Source organism: Kribbella sandramycini (assembly GCF_013131805.1).
GTDB classification, from domain to species: domain Bacteria; phylum Actinomycetota; class Actinomycetes; order Propionibacteriales; family Kribbellaceae; genus Kribbella; species Kribbella sandramycini.
Window position 1 is genome coordinate 872,373 of record NZ_JABJRC010000002.1, and the last position, 24,194, is coordinate 896,566.

A 24,194-nucleotide genomic window follows, 5' to 3' on the forward strand; every position below is an offset into this window, starting at 1 on the left:
GACTTGTGTCATACGGCATCGTTGAGACATGAGTTACCAGACTCCAGCTCGGCGTACGGGGCGGTCGGTCGACACCGCCCGGATCGGCGGCGGCCTGAAGACGCTGGCCGCGCTGCTCGGGCTGATGTGGCTCAGCGAGATCGTCGACACCGCGCTCAACGGCCGCCTCGACAACTACGGCATCATCGCCCGCGACCCCGAGGGCCTGCTCGGCATCATCACCTCGCCGTTCCTGCACCTCGGCTTCAACCACCTGATCTCCAACACCCTGCCGCTGATCATGCTCGGCGCCCTGATCGCACTCTCCGGCGCCACCCGCCTGCTCGCCGTCACCGCCGTCGTCGCGGTCATCGGCGGCTTCGGCACCTGGCTGATCTCCCCACCCCACACCATCACCATCGGCGCCAGCGGCCTCGTTTTCGGCTTCGCCACCTACCTGGTCTCCCGAGGCCTCTTCAACCGCAGCCTCCTCCAGGTCCTCGTCGGCGTCCTCGTCATCGCCACCTGGGGCTCAGCCCTCCTCTCCGGCCTCCTCCCACAAGACGGCATCTCCTGGCAGGGCCACCTCTTCGGCGCCATCGCCGGCCTCCTGGCCGCCTGGCTCCTCGCCGACGAGAAGAAACCCGCTAGATAAGCGTTGTCGGGTCGGTGTTGGCGCCGCAGATGAGGACTACGACGTGTTCGTCGGGGGACGGGCGGTAGGCGGCTGAGGTGAGGGCGGCGAAGGCTGTGGCGGCGCCGTGCTCTACGGCCAGGTGGTGGTTGTGCCAGAGGGTTCGGCGGGCGGCGATGATGGCGTCTTCCTCGACGAGGAGGGAGCCGATGGAGTGGGTGGTGGCGGCTTCGAAGGCGAGGTTGCCGAGGCGGCGGGCGCCTAGGGAGTCGGCTGCTACGCCGCCGGCGGGGCCGTCGATGGGGGAGCCGTTCCGGAGGGCTCGGTGCAGGTCGGGGGCTTCGGCGGGTTCGACGCCGATGACGTTGGCTCGGGTGCCGAGGGCGGTCGCGATGCCGGCGACGAGGCCGCCGCCGCCGACGGCCACCAGGACGGTGTCGAAGGCGGCGACCTGGTCGAGGAGTTCGAGGCCGATGGTGCCCTGGCCGGCGACGATCTCGGGCTGGTCGAAGGCGTGCACGAGCAGGGCGTCGGTCTCGTCGCGCGCGATCAGGGCGGCTTCGTAGGCCTCGGCGTACTGGTTGCCGACCTGGACGACGTCGGCGTCGAGCGTGCGGAGTTTGGCGACCTTGGGGGCGGGAGCGTTGACCGGGACGAAGATGCGCGCCGGTACGCCGAGCTCGCGGGCGGCGTAGGCGGCGGCCAGCCCGGCGTTGCCACCGGAGGCGGCCACGATGCCCTGGCCGGTCAGGCGGCCCGCTTCCTTGGCGAGCAGCAGCCGGTTGAAGGCGCCGCGCGGCTTGAACGAACCGGTGTGCTGCAGCAGCTCCAGCTTGAACGTGAGCCCGGGCGCGACCTCGATGACCGGCGTCCGCCGAACCCGCCCGGCGATCCGCTCCGCCGCTGCCTGCACGTCCTCAATCCGTACTGTCATACCCCAACCCTGCCACGGCCAGAAACTCCAGCACGAGCGGACTGGCGACCGCCCGGAACTCATGGAAATAGGCATGCCGGGCGCCCGCGATCACCTCGGCCCGAGCCTGCGGGATCCGCTCGCTGAGCACCTGCGCGTTCGCGACCGGGCTGAAGATGTCGTCCGCGCCGTGCAGGATCAGCGTCGGCGCGCCGATCTCGGGCAGCCGCTCCCAGGCCTCGTGTTTGTTGCTCGCGACCAGATGCCGGCCCTTCGCGTACGGCGGCATGTCAGCGTCCCCGAGCACCGGGTACGGGCCGGGGTTCGCGGCGCGCCACTGCGGGGTGTACATCAGATCGATCAGCACCCGGCCCGCGCGGATCGGGTCCGCGAGCGCCTTGCGGAGCTCCTGACTGCGCTCGAACCCGTGGGCCGGGCCGGGCGACGTGCAGCCGAGCACGAGCCCACGCACCCGGTCGGGGTGGTTGATGGCGATCCACTGCGCGACCCGGCCGCCCATCGACGTCCCGTAGACGTGGGCGCTCGCCAGGCCCAGCTCGTCCAGGACGGCGACGACGTCGTCCGCGAAACCCGGGGTGCTGTAGACCTCGTCCGGTTTGTCGCTCGCGCCCGTGCCGCGCCAGTCGAGGGTGATGGTGCGGTAGGTGGTGTCGAAGTCGCCGCGGACCGGCTCCCACCAGGTGTGGTTGTTGGACTGTCCCGCCAGCAGAACGAGTGGTTGCCCTTCGCCACTGATCTGGTAGGCGATGCGAGTTCCGTCCTGCGCTGTTGCGTACGGCACGTAAGCAGTCTGCCTCATGCGGGTTAGGCTCGGGGTATGCGAGTCGTGATTGCGGGTGGACACGGACAGATCGCGCTGCGGCTGACCAAGCTGCTGAGCGATGACGGGCACGAGGTGGTCGGGCTGGTGCGCAACCCGGACCATCTGCCCGACGTCGCGGATCTGGGCGGCCAGGCCGCCGTCCTGGATCTGGAGGAGGCCGACACCGACGCGGTGGCCGCGATCCTCGAAGGCGCCGATGTCGCGATCTTCGCGGCCGGCGCCGGCCCGGGCAGCGGGAACGACCGCAAGGACACCGTCGACCGGGGCGCGGCCGCGCTGTTCGCCGAGGCCGCGGGCCAGGCCGGCGTCCGGCGGCACATCCAGGTCGGCTCGATGGGCGCGGACCGCGTCGACGAGCTGCCGCCGGAGGAGTCGTTCACGATCTATCTCCGCGCGAAGAAGGCCGCCGAGGACGACCTGCGCGCCCGCGATCTGGACTGGACCATCCTCCGGCCCGGTCATCTGACCAACGATCGCGGCACCGGCCTGGTGAAGCTGGCCGACAAGACCGGCCGCGGCGAGGTGACCCGCGACGACGTCGCGCTGGTGCTCGCCGGGCTGTGCACGACCACGGCCGCGATCGGCCGCACGCTCGAGCTGGTGGCCGGGGACGTCCCGGTCGCCGACGCGCTCGAGAACCTCTGACGTTGCCAGCGGCAACAGATTGTGAAGGCAATGGGCGACAGTTCGCGGCAGGTCACGTTCGAGCGGCTGACCAACAGCAGCTACCGGGTGCACAACGTCCGGGGCGGCAGTATCACGGTCGGCTCGGGCGGTGACGACACCGACTTCACGCCGGTCGAGCTGCTGCTGGCCGCGATCGGCACCTGCTCGGCGATCGACGTCGACGTCGTGGTCAGCCGGCGCGCCGAGCCGTCGGAGTTCAGCGCCGTCGTCCGCGGCGACAAGATCCGGGACGCCGAAGCGGGCAACCGGATGGAGAACCTGGCCGTCGAGTTCACCATCCGCTTCCCCGAGGGCGAGGACGGCGACAAGGCGCGCGAGGCGCTGCCGCGCGCGGTGAAGATGTCGCACGACCGGCTCTGCACGGTCAGCCGCACCGTCGAGCTCGGCACGCCGGTCACCACTACTGCGGACTGAGGAACTCACTCACCGGGCGCAGCCGCGTGCTGAGCAGGCGCTGCGTCCGGACGCTGTCCAGGCGCACGTGTGACTCGACACCGGGTGTTGCCGGTAGCGCATCTGGGTCCAACCCGTCGCGGACGGCGATGAGCCGGCCCAGCTCCAGCCGGCTGACCGCCTCTGGCCCGGCGACATGGGCGATGCCGGTGCGGTCGCTTGTGGTCAGCTCCAGGAGGGCTGTCGCCAGGTCGGTCACATGCACCGGACAGCGGATGTTCTCCGTGAACAGGGCTCCAGGTGTTCCAGAGGCCAGTGCGTGCGTGAGCTGCTCGGCTTGCGACGTCCGGTCGCTGGCGACGATGAGCGACGTCCGGGCGATCAGCGCGTTCGGGTGGATTGCACGCACTGCGGTCTCCGCTGCGGCCTTGGCCGCGCCGTACGGCGTGACCGGGCACGGCGATGCCGTCTCGGCGTACGGGGCGGGGCTGCTGCCGAAGACGACGTCGGTCGAGACGAGCACGAATCTGGCGTCGCGGGCCGCGACTGCGAGCCTGGCGGCGCCGTCGGCCGTGGTTGCCCAGTCGTCTTGCCGGAACGCGGCATGGATGACCGCGTCCGGCCGGACTCGATCGATGACGGTCTGAACGTCGCCGAGGACGTCGAGCCGGACTCCGCCGTCCACTGGCGTGGAGTGGTAAGTGGGGACGACGTCGTACCCGGACGCCAGCCGTACGACCTCTCGCCCCAGGAACCCCGCGGCGCCGGTGACCAGCAGCTTCACCGAGTCAGCGTACGCCGGAAGAGTCGCTGGCCGACGTCTCGCTTGGAGCGTCGCACTTCGGCGACGGTCCGCACCTTGCGCGGCGTCCACCAGGACTGCGACGGCTTGTGCAGCATCCACCCGTCGCCAAGGGTGATCGCGGCGTGGTTCACCCGGCCGTCGTCGGTGGCGCGCCAGACGAACACTGTGCCCGGCTGGTCGTCGCGGCCGCCGGGTGTGGTGTTTTCGGCCAGCCAGGTCTCGAAGGGCTCGCGCAGCATCCAGGTGATGTCTGCGCCTTCGACTCCGGCGGCCGCCATGACCGTGCCGAAGCAGTTCGGGCCGCTGAACGGCGGGAACGTCCCGGCAAGCTCCTGGGCCCGGGGAAGGCTGGCGGGCCACCTGTTCACCTCGGTGTGCCGGCTGGGGCCGAGGTATTCGCTGACAACTGCCGGCAGCACTTCTGCCGCGTGATCGGTGAGGATGGATTTCCACCAGACGAAGCGGTGCCCGTCGGCCTGTCTGCGCAGCTCCGGGCCCAGTAGGTGTTGCCAGCGCCGTACGGTCGGTACCGCACCGCGCTCGTAGCTCGCCTGCGCGCGGACGAGCTGGGCGCGGACCGCCGGCGCCAGCTCGGTGAACTGCCCTTCGTTGAGCCAGACGGCCACAGTGGCGGCGGAGTCGACGTCGTACACCAGGAAGGTGTCGCGTTCGTTGCGCGTCAGCGGACGGTCGCTGCCCTGGAGGCTCCAGGCGGCAGCCTGCTCGGGGGTGACGAAGAACGGCTGCTCGTCGGGGGCCAGCCAGTCGACCCACTGCGCCAGCAGCTCGGGGGAGACGTCGATTCCGAGGACGGTGAGGCTCACGCGGCCACCCTGTCAGAGCGGCGGCCGCGTGGCGCGCGAATTACTTGGGGCCCAGGCAGAGGGTGTAGCGGGTGTAGCGCTCCTGGACGGTGTACGACGCCTCGTACCCGGGGAACTGGTCGCAGCGGCTGCCGTCGGTCGTGCCGGGGATCTTGCCGATGATGCGGAACTCGGCATCCGACTTGCTGCAGTCGAGCACCTTGACCTCGGGGTCGGCGTCCGTGCCCTTGTTCTGCACGCACTGGCCGACGACGGCCTCGGACGTCGAGGTGGTGGTCAGGTTGCCGATCACGATCGCCGCGATGATCGCGATCGGGATCAGCGCCATGAAGATCTGCGGGCGCTGGATGAGCGGCTTGCCCAGCTCCATCGGCCGGCCCGGGCCGGGCTGGGGGTCGGGGAGCCGCTTGAACTTCTGGAAGGTGATCAGGTTGGCGATCATCGTGACCGGGTTGATGATCATCGACGCGAAACCCCACCAGCCCTGGACGAGGCTGTTCGCGGTCATGTTGCGGACCGACGCCGTGCCGCAGGTCTTGCAGAACGGGCCCTGCAACTTCAGGAACCGCATCACGATCACGATGCCCTGGTGGCCGCGCACAATCGCGTCCACCGCCGGGTAGCCGCCGCAGAACCGGCAGGTGCCCGGCTGGAACTGCTGCTGGGGAAACTGCTGCGGGAACTGCCCCGGCTGCTGGAACTGCTGCTGCTGAGGGAACTGGCCCTGCTGCTGCGGCTGGACGTACGGCTGGTAGTGCTGCGGGTCGTACTGCTGCGGCTGACCCTGCGGAGCGCCGTACGGTGGCTGAGCCGGGGGCTGGCCCTGGGGAGCGCCGTACTGCGGAGCCGGCTGGGTGTACTGCGGGAACTGCTCCTGCGGTGGCCCGTACCCGCCGGGCTGGCCGGGGTACGGGTTCTGCGGGGGCTGCGGGGGAACTGAGGTCACGAGAACTTCCTGGGACTAGAAGTCGTAATCGAACCCGTGAACCTTACTTTCTCCCGGGATCACCGGTGCGGTCGGTTAAGATCCGACACCGGACGACCTCCTTCCGGAATGGACGACGATGGCGCACGACGTGAGCCCCACCGCGCGGACGCTGACCGTGCTCGAGCTGATCCAGAACCGGCCGGGGATCACCGCCGAGCAGCTCGGCGACAAACTCGGCGTCTCCGAACGCGCCGCCCGCCGGTACGTCGCGATCCTGCGCGAGGCCGAGATCCCGATCGAGTCGGTCCGCGGCCCGTACGGCGGGTACCGGGTCGGCCGCGGCCTGCGGGTACCGCCGCTGATGTTCAGCACCACCGAGGCGCTCGGGCTTGTGATGGCCGTCCTGGAGGGCCCGCGCGGCGCGGCCGGCCCGGTGGAGAGCGCGCTGGGCAAGATCATCCGCGTCCTCCCCGAGCCGGTCGCCCGCGCGACGGACGCCGTCCGCCGGGTCAGCGCCCGCGGCCCCGACCCCGGCGCCCGCGCTCCGGACCCGGAGATCACCGCCGCGCTGGTGGCCGCCAGCGTCGATCGGCGCCGAATCGCGATCTCGTACGAGCGCTGCCCCGGCGAGATGCGCGCGATGGAGGTTGACCCGTGGGCGGTCGTCGTCCGGCGCGGGCGCTGGTACCTGCTCGGCTGGTCGCTCACCAAGGACGCCCGGCGGGTCCTGCGCGCCGACAAGGTCGTCGCGGTCGAGGAGACCGGCGGCGAGTTCTGCCCGCCCGACGACCTGGACGCGCTCGCGACCGTCGAGGAGCATCTGTCCTCGGGCTGGAGGTACCAGCTGGAGATCCTGATCGAGGCGCCGGTGGACGACGTCCGGCAGTGGATCGCCCGCAGCATGGGCCGCCTCGAGGAGGTCACCCCCACCCAGACCCGCCTGCTCGCCAGCACCGACGAGCCCGACTGGTACGCCGCCCAGCTCACCGCGATCCACGCGCCGTACCGCATCGTCTCCCCACCCGAGCTCCAGCAGGCCGCCCGCCGGCTGGCCCATCGACTCCTGGAGGCAGCCGACGATGCGTGACCTCACCTTCACCGGCGAGATCTGGTACTGGCGCGGCCCGGCCCCCTACTACTTCGTCACCGTCCCCGACGAGGAGTCCGCCTACCTCGAAGCCGAATCCGCCTTCGTCTCCTACGGCTGGGGCATGATTCCCGTCACCGCCCAGATCAACGACACCGCCTGGGAAACCTCCCTCTTCCCCAAAGACGGCGCCTACATAGTCCCCCTCAAAACCGCCGTCCGCCGAGCCCAGAACCTGGACGACGGCGACACCCCCACCCTCCACCTCCGCATCCGCACCTGACCCCCACCACCCCGCACCCACCGGCCCCACCCGGCCGCCTCCCCGCCAGGCCCACCCAGCCGCCACACCCACCCGACCACCGGTTCGAGGCCCCGGCACCCACCTCTCGCCTTTCTCGGCCGCTGGATCGCCGGCCCAGGCAAACTCCCCGGCCGCCTGAGCAAACCCTCACCAGGCCAAAGCAGCAAGACTGGTAATACGCGGCAGCTGAGGGTGGTGGTCGAGGCGATCGAGCAGCACCGCCGGCATGCCGACTGCTTGAGCGCCCTGGACGTCGTTCTCGAGCGAATCACCGACCATCAGCGCCTCGTCCGCACGCAACCCCGCCTGCGCCAGCGCGAGCTCGAACGCCCGCGGGTCGGGCTTGCCCGCCGGGAAGTCCTCGGCCGAGATGAACTCGTCCAGCTCGTCGAGCAGCCCGAACCGACCGAGCTTGTAGGTCTGATGCGCGGTGTTGCCATTGGTGAACACGATCGCCCGCAACCCGGCGGCCCGAACCCGACGCAGGGCCGGCACGGCGTCGTCGTACATGCTCCACCCGGCCTCGTACCGCCAGACATACCCCTCGAACAGCGCATCAGCCTCGGCATCCGTCGCCTCCGGCACCCGAAGGAACTCCCGCACACGCACCCGCCGCTGCTCGGCGAACGTCAGCTCCCGCCGCTGATACCGCCCGTAATGCCGACCAGAGATCCGCGCCCACCGAACGGCGACGTCCGCGCCAATGTCGCCATGCTCAGCCGCCCACTCGACGACGGCGCGAGCGGCGGCTTGCTCTTGTTCGACGAGCGTGCCGTCGAGATCGAACAGGACGGCTTGGATCACGAGACCTCCGATCGGTGCGCCCGGGATACGGCCGGGCGCACCGATCATCGCTCAGTCGGCCGGGATCGCGCTCAGAGTTTCGATCTCGGCGGGGGAGAGGCGGATATCGGCCGCGGCGAGGTTCTGCTCCAGGTGCCGCGGGTTACCCGTCCCCGGGATGACCAGGACGTGCGAGCCCAGCGACAGCGTCCACGCCAGCCGGATCTGCGCCGGCGTCGCGCCATGAGCATCGGCGATCCGCTGGATGACGTCGTCCGAGGCGACCCCGCCGGCTTCGCGCGAGGCGCCGGTGAGCGCGAAGTACGGCACGAACGCGATGCCCTGCTCACCACACACCCGCAGCAACTCGTCGTTGACCCGGCCGAAGCCCACGCCGTACCGGTTCTGCACGGCGGCGACCGGCGCGATCTCCTGCGCCTGCGCCAGATGCTCGTTGCGGATGTTCGACAACCCGAGCTGCCGAATCAGCCCCTTGTCCCGCAGCTCGGCGAGCACCCCGAAATGCTCCGCGACCGACGAGAGCCCGGCCTGCCACAAATACACCAGATCGAGGCTGTCCCGACCGAGCGTCCGCAGATTCTCCTCGACGTACGCCGCCAACTGGTCCGGCCGCGCCATCCCCTCGGCCGTCGGCCCGACCTTCGTCGCGACCAGCACCTCCGCCGCGGACCCGACCCCGGCCCGCACCGCCTCGTTCGCCCACCCGAGCACCTCGAACTCCCACGCCTCGCCCGCCCGCGCGAACGACGGGTAGAACAAGGCGGTGTCCACATGGTTCACCCCCAGCTCCACCGCCAGCCGGACGAGCGCCGCCCCGTCCGCCACCGTCAGCTCCCCGGCCGCGCCACCCAGCCGCTTGGCCCCGAATCCAACCCGCCGCAATTCCACCGGCTTGACCTCCGCAATTCCCGATGATAAGTTTGTAGGTAATAGCGCATTCAGATTGTTTTCCGGCATCCCGCCAGAATAAATCACCAATAACTCCCAGTCCACCCTTTCCGGGTGGATTTTTTGTTGCCCGGACGGCCTCCCCGGCGACCGGCCGGCCCGCCGGATTCGCACTGGGGTGTGACTTTTCGGCGGGGTCAGGCGCTCTTCAGTAGTAAGGCGGTTGCTGCTGAGGAGGGAACATGCTGAGTGAGGTCGAGACCCGGCCGGGCGTGCTGGAAATCGGAGTAATTGCTCCGGGGGAATACCAGGCGCTGGCCGATCTGCACGGTGGCCGGAGCTATTTACAGCTCGCCGCGTGGGCCGCGGTGAAAGCGGAATGGACGTCGGAGCTGCTCGCCTGGCGGGCCACCGACGGCACGGTGGTGGGCACGACGCTGGTGCTGCTCCGCCGGCTGCCCGGGGTGTCGCGCTGGTACGCCTACCTGCCGGAGGGCCCGGATATCGACTGGTCCGACCCGCGCCTGGAGCGCTGGCTCGACCCGCTGCTCGAGCACCTCGACCGGCGGCAGGTGTTCGCCGTCCGGCTCGGTCCGCCGCCCGCGCTGCGGCGCTGGCAGGCGGCGACGCTCAAGTCGGCCGGAGCGCCGGGCCGGCAGGTGGACGACGTCCTCCCGGACGTGGTGGAGCCGCTCGGATCCGCGGTCGTCGAGCGGTTGCGGACGCTGGGATGGTCGCGCGGCGGCGAGGACGGGACGGGCGGGGACGCGCAGCCGCGGTACCAGTTCCAGGTGCCGCTCGCCGGGCGGACGGACGCCGAGCTGTGGTCGGGATTGAGCAAGGAGTGGCGGCGCAACATCCAGAAGGGCGAGAAGTCCGGCGTCCGGATCCGGATCGGCACCGAGGCCGACCTGCCCGCGTTCTTCCAGTTGCTGCAGGCAACCGAGCGGCGCAACGGCTTCCGCCTCGGCCGCTCGCTCGCCTACTACGAACGCCAGTACCGCGTCCTGAACGCCGAGCTCCAGGGCCGGATGCGGCTCTACCTGTCGACGTACCGCGACGAGGTCCTCGCCGCCCACACGATGAACGTGGTCGGACGCCGGGTCTGGTACCAGTCCGGCGGCTCAGCCAACCACCGGCGCGACGTCCGCCCCAGTCACGTCCTGCAGTGGCGGATGATGTCGGACGCCCACCAGCTCGGCGCCGAACGCTACGACATGCGCGGCGTCAGCGGCTGCCTGGACCCGACCGACCCCGCTTTCGGCCTGCTCCGCTGGAAGCTCGGGACCGGCGGTGAGCTGATCCAGACCGTCGGGGAGTGGGAGCGCCCGCTCCCCGGCCCGGTCAACCAGCTCCTGCTCCGCGCGATGACGCGGTACCGCCGGCGCGGCTGATCAGGTGCCGCGGATGATGAAGGGCTTGGTGCTGCCGGCCACCTTGTCGTAGCAGGGCGGCAGATAGGCCCGGTAGCTGATGTTGCCCTTGTACGCCGGTTGCGCATTCAGCGTGAAGCGATCGCTGATCCGGACCTTCGTGGTGCTGACGGTGCGCCAGGCGGTCGCGCCGTACAGGCGCTGCAACGCGACCTGGCAGTAGTTGCCCTGGACGACGATGCCGTTCACCGGGACGATCGTGCCGACCGGCGCGCTGGTCTTCGACGGGGCGGCCGAGATCGCCGCCGGCCGCTTGACCCGCGTGACGAGCCGTGCGATCCCACCTGGCTTCCCCGGCAGCTTCATGCAGCTCGTCCAGTCGCCGTACCGGTTCGCGGGGAACGACCGGGTGAAGTTGCCGCTGGTGTCGCTCAGCACTTCCTCGTGCTCGTTGGCCTCGAGACACCGCTCCTCGATCCCGAACCACAGCTTCAGCCGCGTGCCGTACGGCTTACCCGTCTGCGAGTCGATCACCGTATACCGCACCGACCACGGCTTGTCGTACGGCACCACCGCGGGCGTCAGCACCGACGTGAACTTCGGTACGTGGACGCCGTTCACCACCAGCGCCGGCGGATTCGCAACCGGCGCCGGGCTGGACGTCGGCTGACCCTGGACGAGCTCGAGGACGTCGACCGCGGCCGGCTCGATCGTCCCGTTCAGCGTCGACGGAACGTTCGCCGTCCCGCGCCACACCCCAGGAGTACCGTCGCCATCGACCAGCTGGAGCGGCATCGACGAGAACTCGTTCGCCGGCCCGGTACCGCTGATTCGCTTGAACTGGACGTAGACGGTCTGCGTGTCCTCGTACGACCCCTCGACCGTCACCGTGACCGGCACGGTGTTGAGCGACGAGACCGCAACACTCGTCTTGTCCAAGGTCACCTTCAACGGCGTCGCAGCCCTCGCCGGCGCGACCCCCACCGTCGAACCAACCAGAACCACCGACAGCCCCGCCGCGAACGTTCGTCTCATCTCCACACCTCTCACCCTGCCGGAGATCCCGCCCGCCGCACCCCCGCCGTGCCGAACACTGCCCGATCAGCCCCCACCACTGGACCAGAACCCCGAGCCGAAATCCCGTTGCGCCCGCAACGACCTCCTGCGACCTTCTGATAGGTGTCCCCGGCCATCACTCTCCAGTTCCACCCGAACTGGCCGCACGCCGCCGGCACAGTCATCGAGTCCATGGCTGCTGACGGTGTCTACCGTTCCCAGTTCAGCACCGGGACCTCCAATGGCGGGCTGACCGCCTATCGCGGCGGTGACCGCTGGAACTGGGAGAGCCGCCTCTTCACCGGCCGGTACGACGACGCGCCCGCCACAGCCCGACCCGTGTACGGCGCTTGGAACCGACGCTCGAGCCCGTACGGCGGAGCCATCCGCTTCGGCTCTTGCTACCTGCGCCTCCACCCGGCCACCGTCGACCGAGCCACCTTCTGCTTCCCCGACTCCGTCTACGAACCTACCGACGTCGGCGACCGATCCCTGCTGCCACACCTGTGCCGCTTGGCCGACGACGCATCGAACGGCGATCTCGACGACTACGTCGAAGCGCACGTCCACGGCCCCGTCCGCTTCACCACCGACGTCGAGGCCGTCGTCCTGGACCCGTCCTTCGCCAACACCTCGATCGCCCACGCCGCCGAACGCCTCGGCTGCCCGGTCGAGTACCACCCAGGCTTCCAGCTCGACCCCGCAGCCATCGATCCCGCCTTCCGCGGCGCCCACATCCACACCCTCGCCAGGTCCCTCGGCCCGCTCCTCACGCCCAACCTCCTCCCGACCGCAACCCAATCGGCCCAGGACCTCAAACACCTCTGGCACTGCCTGGCGCACTTCGGCCGCCGCCCCGCCTGATGTGACAGGCTGCCGACCATGCTCACCGTAGGCCCGCTCCGCCCGATCGACCGCGCCGACTGGGAGCACCTGTTCGCCGGCTACAACGTGTTCTACGGGCGGGCGACAATGCCCGACGGCTTCTACGAGCGGGCGTGGACCCGCTTCCACTCCGGCGAACTCCACGCGCTCGGTGCCCACCTCGACAATCGGCTGGTCGGGATCGCTCACTTCCTGACCCACGCCAGCACGACCTCCGGCGACTCCTGCTACCTGCAAGACCTGTTCACCGCACCCGAAGCCCGCGGCCAAGGAGCCGCCCGCGCCTTGATCACCGCAGTCGCCGACCGAGCCACCGCCCTCGGCTGCGATCGCCTCTACTGGTCAACCCACGAATCGAACGCCACCGCTCGTGGGCTGTACGACCAGGTGGCCGAGAACCGCGGCTTCATCGTGTACTCGCGGTCGCTGGTTGATGCGGACGTGCCACACGCACCAACTCCGTAGCACGAGCCGCGGTTGCGCTCAGCCCAGCGGGAGAGAGGCGCTCCGTCGTGAGTTGGTGAGTGGGGGCGGTCCGGGCTTCGGCGGCAACGACGCACATCTCGGGAGCGACAGCGACGAGGCGAACTCGGCGTGGAACAACCACGGCTCGTACTACCTCGCGATGTTCGACCACGAGAACTTCCGCGGATCGTGTATCTACCTGGAGCCGAAGTCCTGGGTCTGGCGGCTGTCGCAGGCCGGCGGTTGGGAAGACCAGATCACCTCGATCCGCTGGCACGCGAACCGTCCGTCCGGTTGTCTGCGGGTCGGCGAGCCGGTCTGACGGACGACCCCCGCGTCTCTGCTGCTCAGGTGGGGCGGCGGAGGTGGCGGGGGACGGCGCGCATGACGCGGCCGAGGTCGTCGGTGATGGCGGTGACGCGTTCGGAGCGGCCGTCGTCGTCGATGTAGATCATGACGGTGCGGACGTCGGCGTGGCCGGAGAGTTCTTGGATGTCTTCGGCGTTGAGGCCGCGGCGTTTCTGGTCGGTGATGGCGGTGGCGCGGAGGGAGTGCGGGGTGACTTTCTCGGGGCGGGGGATGTTGGCCGTTCTGGCCAGGCGGCGGAGTAGGCGGGTGACGTCGTGGCGGTCGAGACGGTGGCCGTTGGCGTCGGCGATGAGTGGGGCGGGGCCCGTGCCGGCCCAGGGCGGGCGGATGGCGACGTACAGGTCGAGGAGCTCGGCGACGGTGGTTTCGAGGGGGACGCGGACCGACTCGCCGCCCTTGCGGGTGACGACGAGCCAGGTACGCCGACCCTCGTCATGCCGGTCGGCGTCGTCGATCGCGCACAGCTCGGAGACGCGGAGCGCGCCGGTGAACAGCAGGCCGACCACGAGCGCGTCGCGGACGTCGGTCGCCGCGGCGAGCAGCGCGGTGATGTCGTCGGCATGGAGGACCCGGGCCGAGGTCGCCCGGCGGCCGCGGCGGAACTTCGGGCGATGGTCGTCGTCGGAGATGGGGGAGAGGACGGGAAGACCCCAGCTCGCGGCGTACCGGTAGAGGCTGGACAGGGTGGAGAGCCGGCGGGCGATCGAGGACTCCGAAGCGCCGGCGTCTTGCTGCTGTGACAGCCACATGGTGACCTCGCCACGATGCAGGTCGAGGGCGAAGCGTTCGCGGCCGAGCTCGCGGCGGGCCCACTCCGCCCAGAGAAGCAGATCGTCGGCGTACGCGATCCGCGTCTGCGGGCTGGCCCGGCGGCTCCCGCCCAGCCAGAGGACGGTCAGGGCTGTCAGCTCCGGAGTGAGCACTTCGGTTAGCAGGTCGAGGCGGTCGACGGTCTCGGCCGACCGATCGGCTCCAACTGGTCTTCGGGCGCCTAGTGAGCGGCGTACGGCGGCTTCCGTCACCCCATCAGGTTTTGGCTGCTCGACCACAGCTCCTTGAAAGCGCCTCGCCAGCTCGTCGTCCACAGCGGAGATCTTAGCGCATAACGGGGATTATGCGCTCTCCGTCGATCTTGTTCAGTAGCGATAGTTCAGTTCAGCCTGACGAAACCAAACTAACTAAAGACGAAACGGAATCGACGAAATGTGATAGGGTGCGAGGATGACGACGGCGGAGATTGAGCAGACTGCACAGGCGCGCGTGGGGCTGTGTGAGTTCCCGGGAGTGAACTGTCCGAACCCGAAGCAGGCAGATGCGGGCTCGACCGGGCGGCCGCCGAAGTACTGCGGGATCGAGGGGCCGGGGGTCGACGGGAAGCCGGTCGTCCACAACAAGGCGACGGCTTGGGCGGCCAAGAAGGCTGTTCAGAAGCGTCCGAGTGACGCGACCGGCGTGGTGAGCGCGGCGCCGGTGGTTACTGGGCCGGTGACGACCGCTCGGGCCACCCTGGAGAACCAGATGCTCGAGCTGCCGCGCCGGCTTGATCAATTGCAGGAGTTTCTGACCGGGATCGCTGAGGCGGTCCGTGCGTACGGCTCGGCGGAGGCTGTTGCGGCCGAGGTCGAGCAGTTACAGGCGTCATCGCGGGCTCAGTTGGCTGAGTCGGAGCGGCTGCGTGGCGAGGAGGAGCACCGCCGTCGGCAGGCTGAGCAGCAGGCTGCGGAGGCTGAAGACGCGCGAGATGAGGCGGACGCCGCCGCCCAGGAGGCGTTCGAGCTGCTCGTCACCGCGCACCGCGAGACCGCTGCCGCGCTGGCCGCCGCTGAAGAGGCTCGTGACGAAGCCGCCGCCGCACGCGAGCTAGCCGCGGCTGAGCTGGCCGAGGCGCGCCAAGAGCTGGCCACCGCACGACAGACCGCGGCTGCTGACCTCCAGCAGCTCCGCGCCGAGTCGGACAAGCGCCTGGCAGACCTCCAAACCGCCACCGAAACCCAGCTCGACGAAATCCGCGCCGCCGCGAGAGCCGCCCAAACCGCCAAAGCCACCGCGGACGCCGAACGTCAAGCAGCCCTCCAAGCCGCCGACGCGCTCCGCACCGAGCTCCGCGACCTCCACACCCAGCACCGCACCGAGCTCGACGCCCTCCGCGCCGATCACCGAGCAGACCGCAACCAGCTCCGCACCGACCACCAAACCCAACTGGCCGACCTCAAACAAGCCGCCGCCGACCGCCTGGCCGCCGCCACCCAGGCCCAACAATCCGCCGAACAAACCGCCGACGCCCTCCGCACCCAACTAGCCACCCACCTAACCCCACCCCCCACCCCAGACTCCGAGTAGCCCACCTAGCAGAACCGCGCGCGGTCCCCGCAGCAGACAGTCACGCGGCAGCGGCGACTCGGCAGGTCAGGCCGTCCAGCGCGGAAGCTGTCGGCCAATCCAGGTAGCCGGCGCCTCAGCCCGTGACAGGGCCGGGTGCGGTGACCTACAGGGCGACGGCCCTCTCACCGGGGAGGTGAGAGGGCCGTGCGGGGGAGGGGGTCAGCCGAGGGTGAGGGTGACGCCGTAGTAGGAGGCTGCGTCGACGACGGGCTGGTAGAAGGAGTAGGAGCCGGTGGCGTTGCCGCCCTGGTTCCAGCCGCAGTCGTGGCCGTCGTTCGGGCCGCCGGAGGTCATGCCCTGGGCGATGGTGCCGGAGATGTAGGCGCCGCCGGAGTCGCCGCCCTCGGTGCAGACGGTGGACCGGGCCAAGCCGCTGGTGCGGGTGATGCTGCCGCCCGCGCCGCCGTAGTTGACGGTCAGGTTGTACTGGGTGATCGAGCCGCAGGTCCAGCCGGTGGTGTTACCGGCCTTGCAGATCGTCGTCCCGACCGGGGCCTTGGAGGAGCCGGTGACGCGGGTGGTCTGGCCGTTGCGGTTGTCGATGTAGCCGCGGCCGATGTTGTTGGAGTCGATGTCCATCAGGCCCATGTCGACGCTCGGCGAGCCGGTGCGGAAGCGGCTCGCGATCCCGACACCGAGCCGGACGCCGGACCGGTTCTGCACCATCGGGTTGCCCTCGACGCAGTGGCCGGCGCTCAGCATCACGTTGTTGCCGCTCCGGGTGCCGGAGAAGCCGAGCGAGCAGTTCGTACCCGGGACCAGGTCCATGATCTGGCCGCCGATCACGTCGGCGGTCATCGACAACGTGGTGGTGTTGGTGCTGACGTCGACACCCGGGATTGCCTTGAGCTGCTTGACCAGCGCCGCGGTCTTGGCCGACTGCTTACCCGGCTGCAGCACGACCTGCAGCCGGTCGGTCGGCAGGTCCGCGCCGATCGACTGCACCTGCAGCGAGCCGGACTTGTCGGCCAGCGCCTGGACCTGCTGCTGGAGCTTGGCCAGGGCCTTCTCACCACGAGCGACGGTCCGGGGGCTCAGACCGTGCTCACGAGCGACCTCGGCAGCCTTGGCCGAGTGCACGTTGACGACCAGCTGGCGCTTGGCGTCGAAGAACGCGCCGTCGAGGTTGGCCGTCTCCTTCTTGGCCGTCTCGAACGCGTTCGCCTTGGCGTGCTCACCGTCCAGGCGGACCTTGGCCTGGGCCGCGGTCACGCCCCAGGTCTTGCCGAGGACGTCGTACACGCCATCGGCCGGGGCGGGGACGGGAGCGCTCGACGCGGTCTGCATCGGCGCCAGGGCGGCGGCGCCGAGCCCGAGTGCGAGCACGGCGCCGGCGAGGGACTTACGGGGGCGGGTTGGGAAGCGCATTCGTCACATCCGATTCCTCTTGGAGCCTGCCTCGGAGGCTCCGGTGCACTGAATCGTTGAGGTGACACAGGATGACGACAAGGGCACAGCAGGTCACGCAGGTCCGGGCAAGGGAATGCCTTCGGCCGGTCCCGGCGACCGGCGCCGGCGTCGAGGGTGAACGTTCGGCGAACGGATCCGGCCGAAAGGCAGGACGAGGGGGAGCCTGCGCCCGGCCATTCTGAAGTAGACCGGTTTAGTTTCCGGCGTCCAATTCGTCGCGCCGACGGGTCAAATACGCGATTTCTGCCGAGTTCCCGGCAAATTCAACGGCTTTGTCGAGGGCCGCGCGTGATTCGTCGGCCCGGCCCAGCCGGCGGAGCAGATCCGCCCGCGTCACGTGGTACGCGTGGTACCGGGCGAGGCTCTCGGCGAGCCGGTCGACCGCGGCCAGCGCGACCTCCGGCCCGTCCAGCTCGGCGACGGCGATCGCGCGGTTCAGCGCGACGATCGGGGACCGGTCGATCCGGGTCAGCTGGTTGTAGAGGGCCACGACCTGCGACCAGTCCGTCTCCTCGACCTTGCGCGCCGAGGTGTGGACGGCGTTGACCGCCGCGAGAATCTGATAGCGACCGGGCGGTACGCCGGTCGCCAGCCGCGCGCGGACCAGCGCATGCCCTTCGGCGATCAGCTCCGCGTCCCACGCCGCCCGGTCCTGTTCGCCGAGCGGAACGAGTTCGCCGGCCGCCGAGATCCGCGCCGTACGCCGAGCCTCGGTCAACAACATCAACGCGAGCAGACCGGTGACTTCGCCGTCGTCCGGCAACAGCGCATGGATCAGCCGCGTCAACCGGATCGCCTCGCCGGTCAGCTCCCGGCGGACCGGATCGGTATCGGGCCCGGTCGCGAGATAGCCCTCGTTGAAAACGAGGAAAAGCACCGCGAGGACGCCGGACACCCGCTCGGGCAGATCCCCGGCCGCGGGCACCCGGTACGGAATCTTCGCCGCCTTGATCTTGCCTTTCGCCCGGCTGATCCGCTGGCCCATCGTCGTCTCCTGGACCAGGAACGCGCGGGCGATCTCCGGCACGGTCAGCCCGCCGATCATCCGCAGCGTCAGCGCGACCCTGGTCTCCAGAGCGAGCGCCGGATGGCAGCAGGTGAAGATCAGCCGCAGCCGCTCGTCGTCGATCACCCCGAGCGGCTCGGGCGGTTCGGCGTACGCCTGCTGGGCCTCGCGATGTTTGTCGTCGCGTTTGCTCTCCCGCCGCAGCCGGTCGATCGCCTTCCGGTTCGCGGTCGTGGTCAGCCAGGCGCCCGGGTTCGGCGGTACGCCGTCCTCCGGCCACCGCGCGACCGCCGTCGCGAACGCCTCGGCCGCGGCCTCCTCGGCGATGTCGAGATCCCCGAACCGCTTGGCCAGCGACGCGACCACCCGCGCCCACTCGCCGCGGTGCGCCGCGCTGATCGCCGCCGGAACGTCGCTCACAGGAAGGCCCGCACCTCGACCCGCCGGTTGCAGTGCTTCGACCCCTCGGCCGCCAGCCGCAACGCCGTCTCCTGATCGGGCGCCTCGAAGATCCAGAACCCGGCCAGATACTCCTTCGTCTCCACGAACGGCCCGTCCGTGAACAGCGCCTCCGCCCCGCGCCCGTCCACCACCGTCGCCGCCCCCGGAGCGGCCAGCCCACCGGCGAACACCCAGTTCCCGTCGGCGATCACCCGCGCATTGAACGCATCAATAGCAGCCATCTCGTCTGCCGTCGCCGACCCCGTCCGATCATCGATCACCGAAACGAAGAACTGCATCACCAACCCCCTCCTCGACGAGCTTCCAGAACCGACCTTCTCACGACAGCAACCGCGTGAGCTGGAGCTGGACGTCCGGCGGGTACATGCCATGGCGATCCAGCTCGGCAGGCGTCGCCCAATACAGCTCGAAGCTGTTGTCAGGTCGGTTGTCCTCCGCCTCAGGGCCGGAGAGCCGCGGGGTGCCTTGAACGTTCGCGACCATGTAGTAGTGCACGGTGCGGACGTTATGAGAACCGATCCACAGGAGACGGTCGATCGTGGCAGTAAGCGTCGTCTCCTCCGCCAGCTCGCGGATCGCGGCCTCCCCGGGAGTCTCACCGTCCTCGACGTGACCGCCGGGCAGGACGGCGTACCGATGCCCGGCACACTCGGGGCCGGGGGCTCGAAACGCCTGGCACATCGCGCAGGTATCCGCCCGCGACTCACGCAGGTAGCGCTTGATGATCAAGACTTTGCCTGCGTCGACAACAACTGTGGCTGCGCGGGGGATGGGCATGGGAGGAGCTTGCCAGTGCCCTCCGACAGTTTCAGGCCCTCCGACAGTTTCAGCCGTTCGCCGGGCGGGTGGTCAGGGGATGGTGGAGGTGGCGGTCGAGGTCGGCGGTGGTGAGGGGGACAACGTTCCAGACGGCGTGGGCCGAGTCGGGGGTGATGGCCAGGTGAACTCGGTGCGGGCTGGTGATGAGGTGAAGGTCGGCGGTGAAGGTGTCGGCTTGCCAGGCGCCGCGGGCGACGATCGGCCGGCCGGACGGCGAACTCTCGCGCCAGTCCTGATGGCCGACGTCGATCTGGTGCGGGCCGAGCGTGAGCCGCCAGCCGTCGCCGACCGGATCAAGGACGACCGGGGTCCCGGCGGGGAGGGCCGACTCCGCGGGGGAGGCGTCGATCGTGGTCTTGAGCGAGCGGTCCGGGTCGGCTGCTCCGGAGGGGGCCGGCAGGCTGAGGCCGCGGAGACGCTCGGCCAGGGCAGCGTCGTCCTCGGGTGTGGGGGCGGTGTTCAGCAGGTTGTCCCAGAACAGGCCAGGGATCACCGTCTCGGGGACGAGCGTCGCGGTCATCGCGACGACCAGGTCGTGTTCCGGGACGACGGCACAGGTCTGCCCCCACGAGCCGCTGCCCATGAAGCCGTGCCGCGTCGGCCAGAACTGATAGCCGTACCCGCACAGGAAGTCCGGATTCGCTCCCCAGTTCGGCAGCGGAACGGTATCGGCGTGCTTCCTGGTCGCCAGCTCGATCCACTCGGCCGAAACCAGCCGCCGCTCACCCCAGACACCACCGCGCCGCAACAGCTCACCGAACGCCGCAACCGCCTCGGTGGTCAGATGCAGACCGTGGAACCCGTACACCAGCCCACCGCCGACATGATCCCAATCGGCGTGCTCGATCCCCATCGGGCCGAACAGGCGCTCGCCGAGCAGCTCCGGCAGACTGCGGCCGGTCACCCGCTCGACCATCCGGGCCAGGATGAACGTGGTCGCGTTGTCGTACACGTGCGTCTCGGCGTCGGTCAGCGGCAGCCGCAGGAACCCCTTCACCAAATCCTGCGGCTCCAGCTCCCACGCCGGCAGCAGGCTGTCCTCGGGATACCCGACCGTCATTGACAACAGATGATGAACCGTCAGCCGCCGCCCGCGCTCGGCGATATCCACAGGCACGTGATCAGGCAGTACGTCGACGATCCGGTCATCCAGCGCCAGCAGCCCTTCCTCGATCGCGAACCCGACCGCGATCGACGTGAACGACTTGGTCAGCGAGTAGAGCAGATGCGGCCGGTCGGCGTCGTACGGCGTCCACCAGCCCTCGGCCACGACCTGCCCGCGGTGCACGATCATCAGCGAGTGGCACTCGACGGAGTGCGCCTCGAGCTCGTCCAGCAAGGTGAGGATCGCACGCGAGGACATCCCCGTGGCGGCCGGCGTCGACCGAGGCAGCAACTCAGACATGCAGGGAACCTAACAATTGCCCGCAACCGATTTTCAGCTGTGCCAAGTTCGCCACAGACGGCCGTACACGCCGTTCGCGGCGACCAGCTCAGCGTGCGTCCCGAGCTCGACCAGCCGGCCCGCCTCCAGGACGCCGATCCGATCCGCGTCGTGTGCGGTCTGCAGCCGGTGCGCGATGGCGATCACCGTCCGGCCGCGTAGTACGGCGGCCAGCGACTGCTCGGTCTGCCGCGCCGTCCGTGGATCGAGCAACGCAGTCGCCTCATCCAGAATCAGCGTGTGCGGATCCGCCAGGACGACGCGCGCCAGCGACACCTGTTGTGCGCTGGCGTCGTCCAGTTCGGCATCCGCGTCGAGGGACTGCGCCCAGTCGGCGCCGACTGCGCGCAGGGCGGCGTACAACTCGTCGTCGGTCGCGGCCGGCTTCGCGATCAGCAGGTTGGCGCGCAGCGTGTCGTGGAAGATGTGCTGATCCTGAGTGACCAGGACGACGTGTTCGCGCAGCTCGTCCGGTGGCAGGTCCGCGACTGGCGCGCCGCCGATCGTGACCGCGCCGGTGTGCGGGCGGTCGAGACCGGCGAGCAGCCGGGCCAGGGTCGACTTGCCCGCGCCCGACGTACCGACGATCGCCAGCCGCTCGCCGGGCTGGACGTCCAGATCGATCCCGCGCAGCACGTCGCGGTCGCCGGTGTAGCTGAAGCGCGCGTTCTCGACCCGGATCCGGTCGCCGTCGGTCCGCGCGTCCGAACGCTCGTCAGCCGGGACGTCGGCCAGGCCCTCGACACGGGCATAGGAAGCGCCGGCGCCCTGCAACTGCTCGATCCACAGCATCAACGTGTCCAGCGGACCGATCAGCTGACGCAGATAGACCGTCGCGGTGACGACCGAGCCGAGGCTGATCAGGTCGTTGGAGTAGAGCGCGCCACCGATCAGCAGGACGGCGACGACCGGCAGCGCGAGCGCGATCTCCGACCACGGGAAGAGGATGGTCCGCAACCAGAGCGCATCGATCCGGGCCCGGCGCGAGTTCTTGATCGCGGACTCGGTGAGCTCGAACCGCCGCTCCTCCAGGCCGAGCACCTCGATCGTCCGGGCGCCCTTGGCGGTGCTGGCGACGACGTCCGCAAGCTCGGCGCCGGTCGCGGCGACAGCGAGGTACGCCGGGCGTGCGCGCCGGACATACCAACGAACTGCCGCGGCGACACCGAGCAAACAGACCAGGCCGCACAACCCGAGCCGCAGATCCAGGAGTAGGACGGCGATCACCAGGAACAGCGCATGAATCAGCGCGACCAGCACCTCCGGCAGGGCGGACCGCAGCGTGCTCGCAACCAGCGACGTGTCCGTGTTGCCGCGGGCGATCAGATCACCAGCCGGAAGATGGTCGGCGACCCGCGGCGGCAAGGCCAGCGTCCGCTGCAGGAACCGCTCCCGCACGCGCGCCGCCGTCCGCTCACCGAACCGGTAACCGATCTTCAGCGCCCACCACGACAAGACGGTCTGGACGACGGTGAACACCAACGCGCCCAGCGCCAGCTTGTCCACCGCGCCGAGCACGTCACCCGAACCGGTCCGGATCGTGTCGATGATCCGGCCGAGCAGCCAGGGCGCGACCAGCCCGGCCCCGGCCGCGAGCGCGTTGACCACGACGACGCCGATCACGGCCCGGCGGTCAGCGGCGAGATCGCGACGGGCCGTCGTCCGGACCGCGGCGCGGCTCGCGATCGGCAACTGGCTGCTCATCGGTCCTCCTGAGCGCGCGAGACCAGTTCGCGGTAGTAGGAGTCACGTCCGAGCAGCTCCTGGTGGGTGCCGACCAGGGCCGCTTTGCCGTCGACGAGCACGACGACTTCGTCCGCGCGATCGAGGACGAGGGGTGAGGTGGTCGAGATGAGCGTGGTCGTCGTGCGGCGGGCGTCGCGGAGGCGGTCGACGATGGCCGCCTCGGTGTTCGCGTCGACGGCCGAGGTCGGGTCGATCGCGAGCAGGATGTCGGGTTCGGCATACACGGCCCGGGCGAGCCGGATGCGCTGGCGCTGGCCACCGGACAGATCACTGCCGCCGGCGGCGATCCGCGCATCGAGCCCTGCGGGCCGGGCGTCGACGATATCCTCGGCGACCGCGGTGTGCAGAGCGGTGCGGATGCGGGCGTCGTCCGGGTCTCGGCGTCCGGCGACGATCTCGCGCAGGGTGCCGGCGAACACCTCGGCGTCGTTGTCGGCGACCAGCAATCTGCGCCGGAGCTCGGCACGAGTGACCTTGTCGAGGCGGACGTCCTGCCAGGTCGCTCGGGTGTCGGTCAGGCGGCCGAGACGTTCGATCACCGTCGTCGCCTCGGCGGGCCGGGCGGTGACGAGCGCGGTGAGCAGACCGGGGCGCACGACGACACCGGACGCCGGATCGATCAGCGGGCCGATGCCGTGGGGGAGCGGGGCGCCGGCGTCGCTCGGGACGGGCAGATTCAGCAGGTCGATGATGCGTTGGCCGGCGACCCGGGCGCGGGCGAGGTCGCTGCCGCTCTCGATGAAGCTCGCCACTGGGATCACCAGGACGGCGACGTAACCGTAGACGGCGACCAACTCGCCGATCGAGATCGCCCCGGTGGCCGCCATCCGCGCCGACAACCAGACGACGGCGGCCAGGAACAGCGCGGGCAGACCGGTCGACAGCGCGCCGACCCAGCTGGCCGGCCCTGCGACGCGATATCCGCGGCGGACGAGGCGCTGCGACTGCTCGACGTATCGGTCGGCGACGAATCCCTTCCCGCCGAGCCCGTTCAGGACGCGGAGGCCGGCCAAGACATCGATCAGCTGGGTGGTGAGCCGGGCCTGATGGCCCCGATAGTCGCTGCCGGTGCGCTCGATGCGCTGGAGGAACGGGCCGACCGCAACCACCAGCAGCGGTACGCCGGCCAGGACGACGGCCGCCAGCAGCGGCGAGATCGTGAACAGGACGACCGCGACGACGGCGTACGCGATCACCGCCCCAACCCCTGGGCCGGTGACGGTCAACGCCTGCGCGACGATGTGCACGTCGCTGATCCCGACGGTCACCACCTCACCGGCGCTCGCCCGGCGCGCCAGGGACGACCCCAACCGCGACGTATGCCAGACCGTTGCCCGGATCGATCGGTAGGACGCGTCCATCCGGATCTTCGTCATCGTTCGGTGCCGGCCGATCGCCACGAGCGCATTCAGCACAGTCACCCCGAGCAACACCAACGCCCAGCTGACGAGCGCCGCCTGGTCCCCACCCACCAGCCCTTCGTCCACAGCTCGCGACAAGACCCACGGCGGGACCGTCAGGCCCACCATCCAGACAGTCCCGAGCGTTGCTCCCAGGACTACCCGCCGTCCCTGCGATCGCGTCAACCACCACAGGAAGCGATAAGGCCCACCCAAGTCGCGCGCTACCGGCGGCTCCCACGCCTCCGCCATCCGGTCCAGCCACGCGCGCATCATTCCCAGATCCT

Annotated in this window: 26 protein-coding genes; 10 read left to right on the forward strand and 16 right to left on the reverse strand. The window is 69.9% G+C overall.

The genetic code is table 11. The features are described 5' to 3' along the window. Positions 1 to 28 precede the first annotated feature (28 nt). On the forward strand, positions 29 to 634 hold the full coding sequence (locus tag HPO96_RS11380) for a rhomboid family intramembrane serine protease (RefSeq protein WP_171673323.1): 606 nt from the start codon (positions 29 to 31) through the stop codon (positions 632 to 634). Here the strand turns inward: HPO96_RS11380 and HPO96_RS11385 are convergent. Both HPO96_RS11385 and HPO96_RS11390 read right to left on the reverse strand, forming a co-directional pair. Next, positions 627 to 1,547 carry a serine/threonine dehydratase gene (locus tag HPO96_RS11385; RefSeq protein WP_171673324.1) on the reverse strand — a complete coding sequence of 307 codons (921 nt, stop codon included), beginning with the start codon at positions 1,545 to 1,547 and terminating at the stop codon, positions 627 to 629. The two genes, HPO96_RS11380 and HPO96_RS11385, sit on opposite strands and share 8 nt — an antisense overlap. Continuing rightward, entirely contained in the window at positions 1,531 to 2,346 is an 816-nt protein-coding gene (locus tag HPO96_RS11390; protein WP_171673325.1) for an alpha/beta fold hydrolase, read from the reverse strand. Before HPO96_RS11390 ends, HPO96_RS11385 begins: the two co-directional genes overlap by 17 nt. 18 nt (positions 2,347 to 2,364) lie before the next feature. On the opposite strand from HPO96_RS11390, the gene HPO96_RS11395 reads away from it, so the two are divergent. Together HPO96_RS11395 and HPO96_RS11400 are read left to right on the forward strand one after the other, a co-directional pair. Further along, positions 2,365 to 3,015: an SDR family oxidoreductase gene (locus HPO96_RS11395; RefSeq protein ID WP_171673326.1), complete on the forward strand. Its 651-nt coding sequence runs from the start codon at positions 2,365 to 2,367 to the stop codon at positions 3,013 to 3,015. Positions 3,016 to 3,045: 30 nt separating this feature from the next. Beyond that, positions 3,046 to 3,471, forward strand: a complete 426-nt coding sequence (locus HPO96_RS11400) for an OsmC family protein (protein ID WP_171673327.1) — start codon at positions 3,046 to 3,048, stop codon at positions 3,469 to 3,471. Here HPO96_RS11400 and HPO96_RS11405 read toward each other — a convergent pair. From HPO96_RS11405 to HPO96_RS11415, 3 genes are read right to left on the reverse strand one after another with little or no spacing between them, the layout of a single operon-like run. Continuing rightward, positions 3,458 to 4,234 (reverse strand): sugar nucleotide-binding protein, encoded by a 777-nt coding sequence (locus HPO96_RS11405; RefSeq protein WP_171673328.1) that lies wholly within the window; start codon positions 4,232 to 4,234, stop codon positions 3,458 to 3,460. The two genes, HPO96_RS11400 and HPO96_RS11405, sit on opposite strands and share 14 nt — an antisense overlap. Continuing rightward, positions 4,231 to 5,079, reverse strand: a complete 849-nt coding sequence (locus tag HPO96_RS11410; protein ID WP_171673329.1) for a C40 family peptidase — start codon at positions 5,077 to 5,079, stop codon at positions 4,231 to 4,233. Before HPO96_RS11410 ends, HPO96_RS11405 begins: the two co-directional genes overlap by 4 nt. A gap of 40 nt (positions 5,080 to 5,119) precedes the next feature. Continuing rightward, entirely contained in the window at positions 5,120 to 6,025 is a 906-nt protein-coding gene (locus HPO96_RS11415; RefSeq protein WP_171673330.1) for an LppU/SCO3897 family protein, read from the reverse strand. Positions 6,026 to 6,143: 118 nt separating this feature from the next. On the opposite strand from HPO96_RS11415, the gene HPO96_RS11420 reads away from it, so the two are divergent. Both HPO96_RS11420 and HPO96_RS11425 read left to right on the forward strand, forming a co-directional pair. After that, positions 6,144 to 7,094 carry a helix-turn-helix transcriptional regulator gene (locus HPO96_RS11420; protein WP_171673331.1) on the forward strand — a complete coding sequence of 317 codons (951 nt, stop codon included), beginning with the start codon at positions 6,144 to 6,146 and terminating at the stop codon, positions 7,092 to 7,094. Further along, the gene (locus tag HPO96_RS11425) at positions 7,087 to 7,377 is read left to right on the forward strand and encodes a DUF1905 domain-containing protein (RefSeq protein WP_171673332.1); all 291 of its coding nucleotides are present in this window, start codon (positions 7,087 to 7,089) and stop codon (positions 7,375 to 7,377) included. The genes HPO96_RS11420 and HPO96_RS11425 overlap by 8 nt, the downstream gene beginning before the upstream one ends. Positions 7,378 to 7,545: 168 nt before the next feature. Here HPO96_RS11425 and HPO96_RS11430 read toward each other — a convergent pair whose 3' ends face one another. Together HPO96_RS11430 and HPO96_RS11435 are read right to left on the reverse strand one after the other, a co-directional pair. Next, positions 7,546 to 8,202: an HAD-IA family hydrolase gene (locus HPO96_RS11430; RefSeq protein ID WP_171673333.1), complete on the reverse strand. Its 657-nt coding sequence runs from the start codon at positions 8,200 to 8,202 to the stop codon at positions 7,546 to 7,548. 51 nt (positions 8,203 to 8,253) lie between these two features. Further along, positions 8,254 to 9,090 (reverse strand): aldo/keto reductase, encoded by an 837-nt coding sequence (locus HPO96_RS11435; protein WP_337796586.1) that lies wholly within the window; start codon positions 9,088 to 9,090, stop codon positions 8,254 to 8,256. Between the two features lie 242 nt (positions 9,091 to 9,332). Between HPO96_RS11435 and HPO96_RS11440 the strand changes: the two genes are divergently transcribed. Next, complete coding sequence (locus tag HPO96_RS11440; protein WP_171673335.1) at positions 9,333 to 10,484, forward strand: lipid II:glycine glycyltransferase FemX; 1,152 nt, start codon at positions 9,333 to 9,335, stop codon at positions 10,482 to 10,484. On the opposite strand, the gene HPO96_RS11445 is transcribed toward HPO96_RS11440, so the two are convergent. Next, positions 10,485 to 11,498, reverse strand: a complete 1,014-nt coding sequence (locus tag HPO96_RS11445) for a hypothetical protein (protein ID WP_171673336.1) — start codon at positions 11,496 to 11,498, stop codon at positions 10,485 to 10,487. A gap of 144 nt (positions 11,499 to 11,642) precedes the next feature. On the opposite strand from HPO96_RS11445, the gene HPO96_RS11450 reads away from it, so the two are divergent. The 3 genes from HPO96_RS11450 to HPO96_RS11460 are packed head-to-tail and all read left to right on the forward strand — an operon-like array spanning position 11,643 to position 13,191. Continuing rightward, positions 11,643 to 12,383: a DUF3626 domain-containing protein gene (locus HPO96_RS11450; RefSeq protein WP_337796587.1), complete on the forward strand. Its 741-nt coding sequence runs from the start codon at positions 11,643 to 11,645 to the stop codon at positions 12,381 to 12,383. A gap of 18 nt (positions 12,384 to 12,401) precedes the next feature. Beyond that, positions 12,402 to 12,869: a GNAT family N-acetyltransferase gene (locus HPO96_RS11455; protein WP_171673337.1), complete on the forward strand. Its 468-nt coding sequence runs from the start codon at positions 12,402 to 12,404 to the stop codon at positions 12,867 to 12,869. 55 nt (positions 12,870 to 12,924) lie between these two features. Beyond that, complete coding sequence (locus HPO96_RS11460; protein WP_171673338.1) at positions 12,925 to 13,191, forward strand: hypothetical protein; 267 nt, start codon at positions 12,925 to 12,927, stop codon at positions 13,189 to 13,191. 25 nt (positions 13,192 to 13,216) lie between these two features. On the opposite strand, the gene HPO96_RS11465 is transcribed toward HPO96_RS11460, so the two are convergent. Beyond that, positions 13,217 to 14,260, reverse strand: a complete 1,044-nt coding sequence (locus tag HPO96_RS11465; RefSeq protein ID WP_171673339.1) for a tyrosine-type recombinase/integrase — start codon at positions 14,258 to 14,260, stop codon at positions 13,217 to 13,219. 199 nt (positions 14,261 to 14,459) lie between these two features. Here HPO96_RS11465 and HPO96_RS11470 point away from each other — a divergent pair, with 199 nt between their 5' ends. Then, positions 14,460 to 15,578, forward strand: coding sequence for a hypothetical protein (locus HPO96_RS11470; protein WP_171673340.1), 1,119 nt, complete (start codon positions 14,460 to 14,462; stop codon positions 15,576 to 15,578). 201 nt (positions 15,579 to 15,779) lie between these two features. Here the strand turns inward: HPO96_RS11470 and HPO96_RS11475 are convergent, their stop codons facing one another. From HPO96_RS11475 to HPO96_RS11505, 7 genes are all read right to left on the reverse strand, one after another. Beyond that, the gene (locus tag HPO96_RS11475; protein WP_171673341.1) at positions 15,780 to 16,988 is read right to left on the reverse strand and encodes a trypsin-like serine protease; all 1,209 of its coding nucleotides are present in this window, start codon (positions 16,986 to 16,988) and stop codon (positions 15,780 to 15,782) included. A gap of 235 nt (positions 16,989 to 17,223) precedes the next feature. Beyond that, a complete protein-coding gene (locus HPO96_RS11480; RefSeq protein WP_171673342.1) occupies positions 17,224 to 18,456 on the reverse strand; it encodes a sigma-70 family RNA polymerase sigma factor in 1,233 nt (410 codons plus the stop codon). Further along, positions 18,453 to 18,776, reverse strand: coding sequence for a YciI family protein (locus HPO96_RS11485; RefSeq protein ID WP_171673343.1), 324 nt, complete (start codon positions 18,774 to 18,776; stop codon positions 18,453 to 18,455). Before HPO96_RS11485 ends, HPO96_RS11480 begins: the two co-directional genes overlap by 4 nt. 40 nt (positions 18,777 to 18,816) lie before the next feature. Further along, positions 18,817 to 19,275, reverse strand: a complete 459-nt coding sequence (locus tag HPO96_RS11490; protein ID WP_171673344.1) for an NUDIX hydrolase — start codon at positions 19,273 to 19,275, stop codon at positions 18,817 to 18,819. Positions 19,276 to 19,324: 49 nt separating this feature from the next. Next, a complete protein-coding gene (locus tag HPO96_RS11495; protein ID WP_202885795.1) occupies positions 19,325 to 20,722 on the reverse strand; it encodes a serine hydrolase domain-containing protein in 1,398 nt (465 codons plus the stop codon). Between the two features lie 33 nt (positions 20,723 to 20,755). Then, entirely contained in the window at positions 20,756 to 22,465 is a 1,710-nt protein-coding gene (locus HPO96_RS11500; RefSeq protein ID WP_171673345.1) for an ABC transporter ATP-binding protein, read from the reverse strand. Further along, positions 22,462 to 24,183 carry an ABC transporter ATP-binding protein gene (locus tag HPO96_RS11505; protein ID WP_238354961.1) on the reverse strand — a complete coding sequence of 574 codons (1,722 nt, stop codon included), beginning with the start codon at positions 24,181 to 24,183 and terminating at the stop codon, positions 22,462 to 22,464. The genes HPO96_RS11500 and HPO96_RS11505 overlap by 4 nt, the downstream gene beginning before the upstream one ends. Between the last annotated feature and the right edge of the window lie 11 nt (positions 24,184 to 24,194).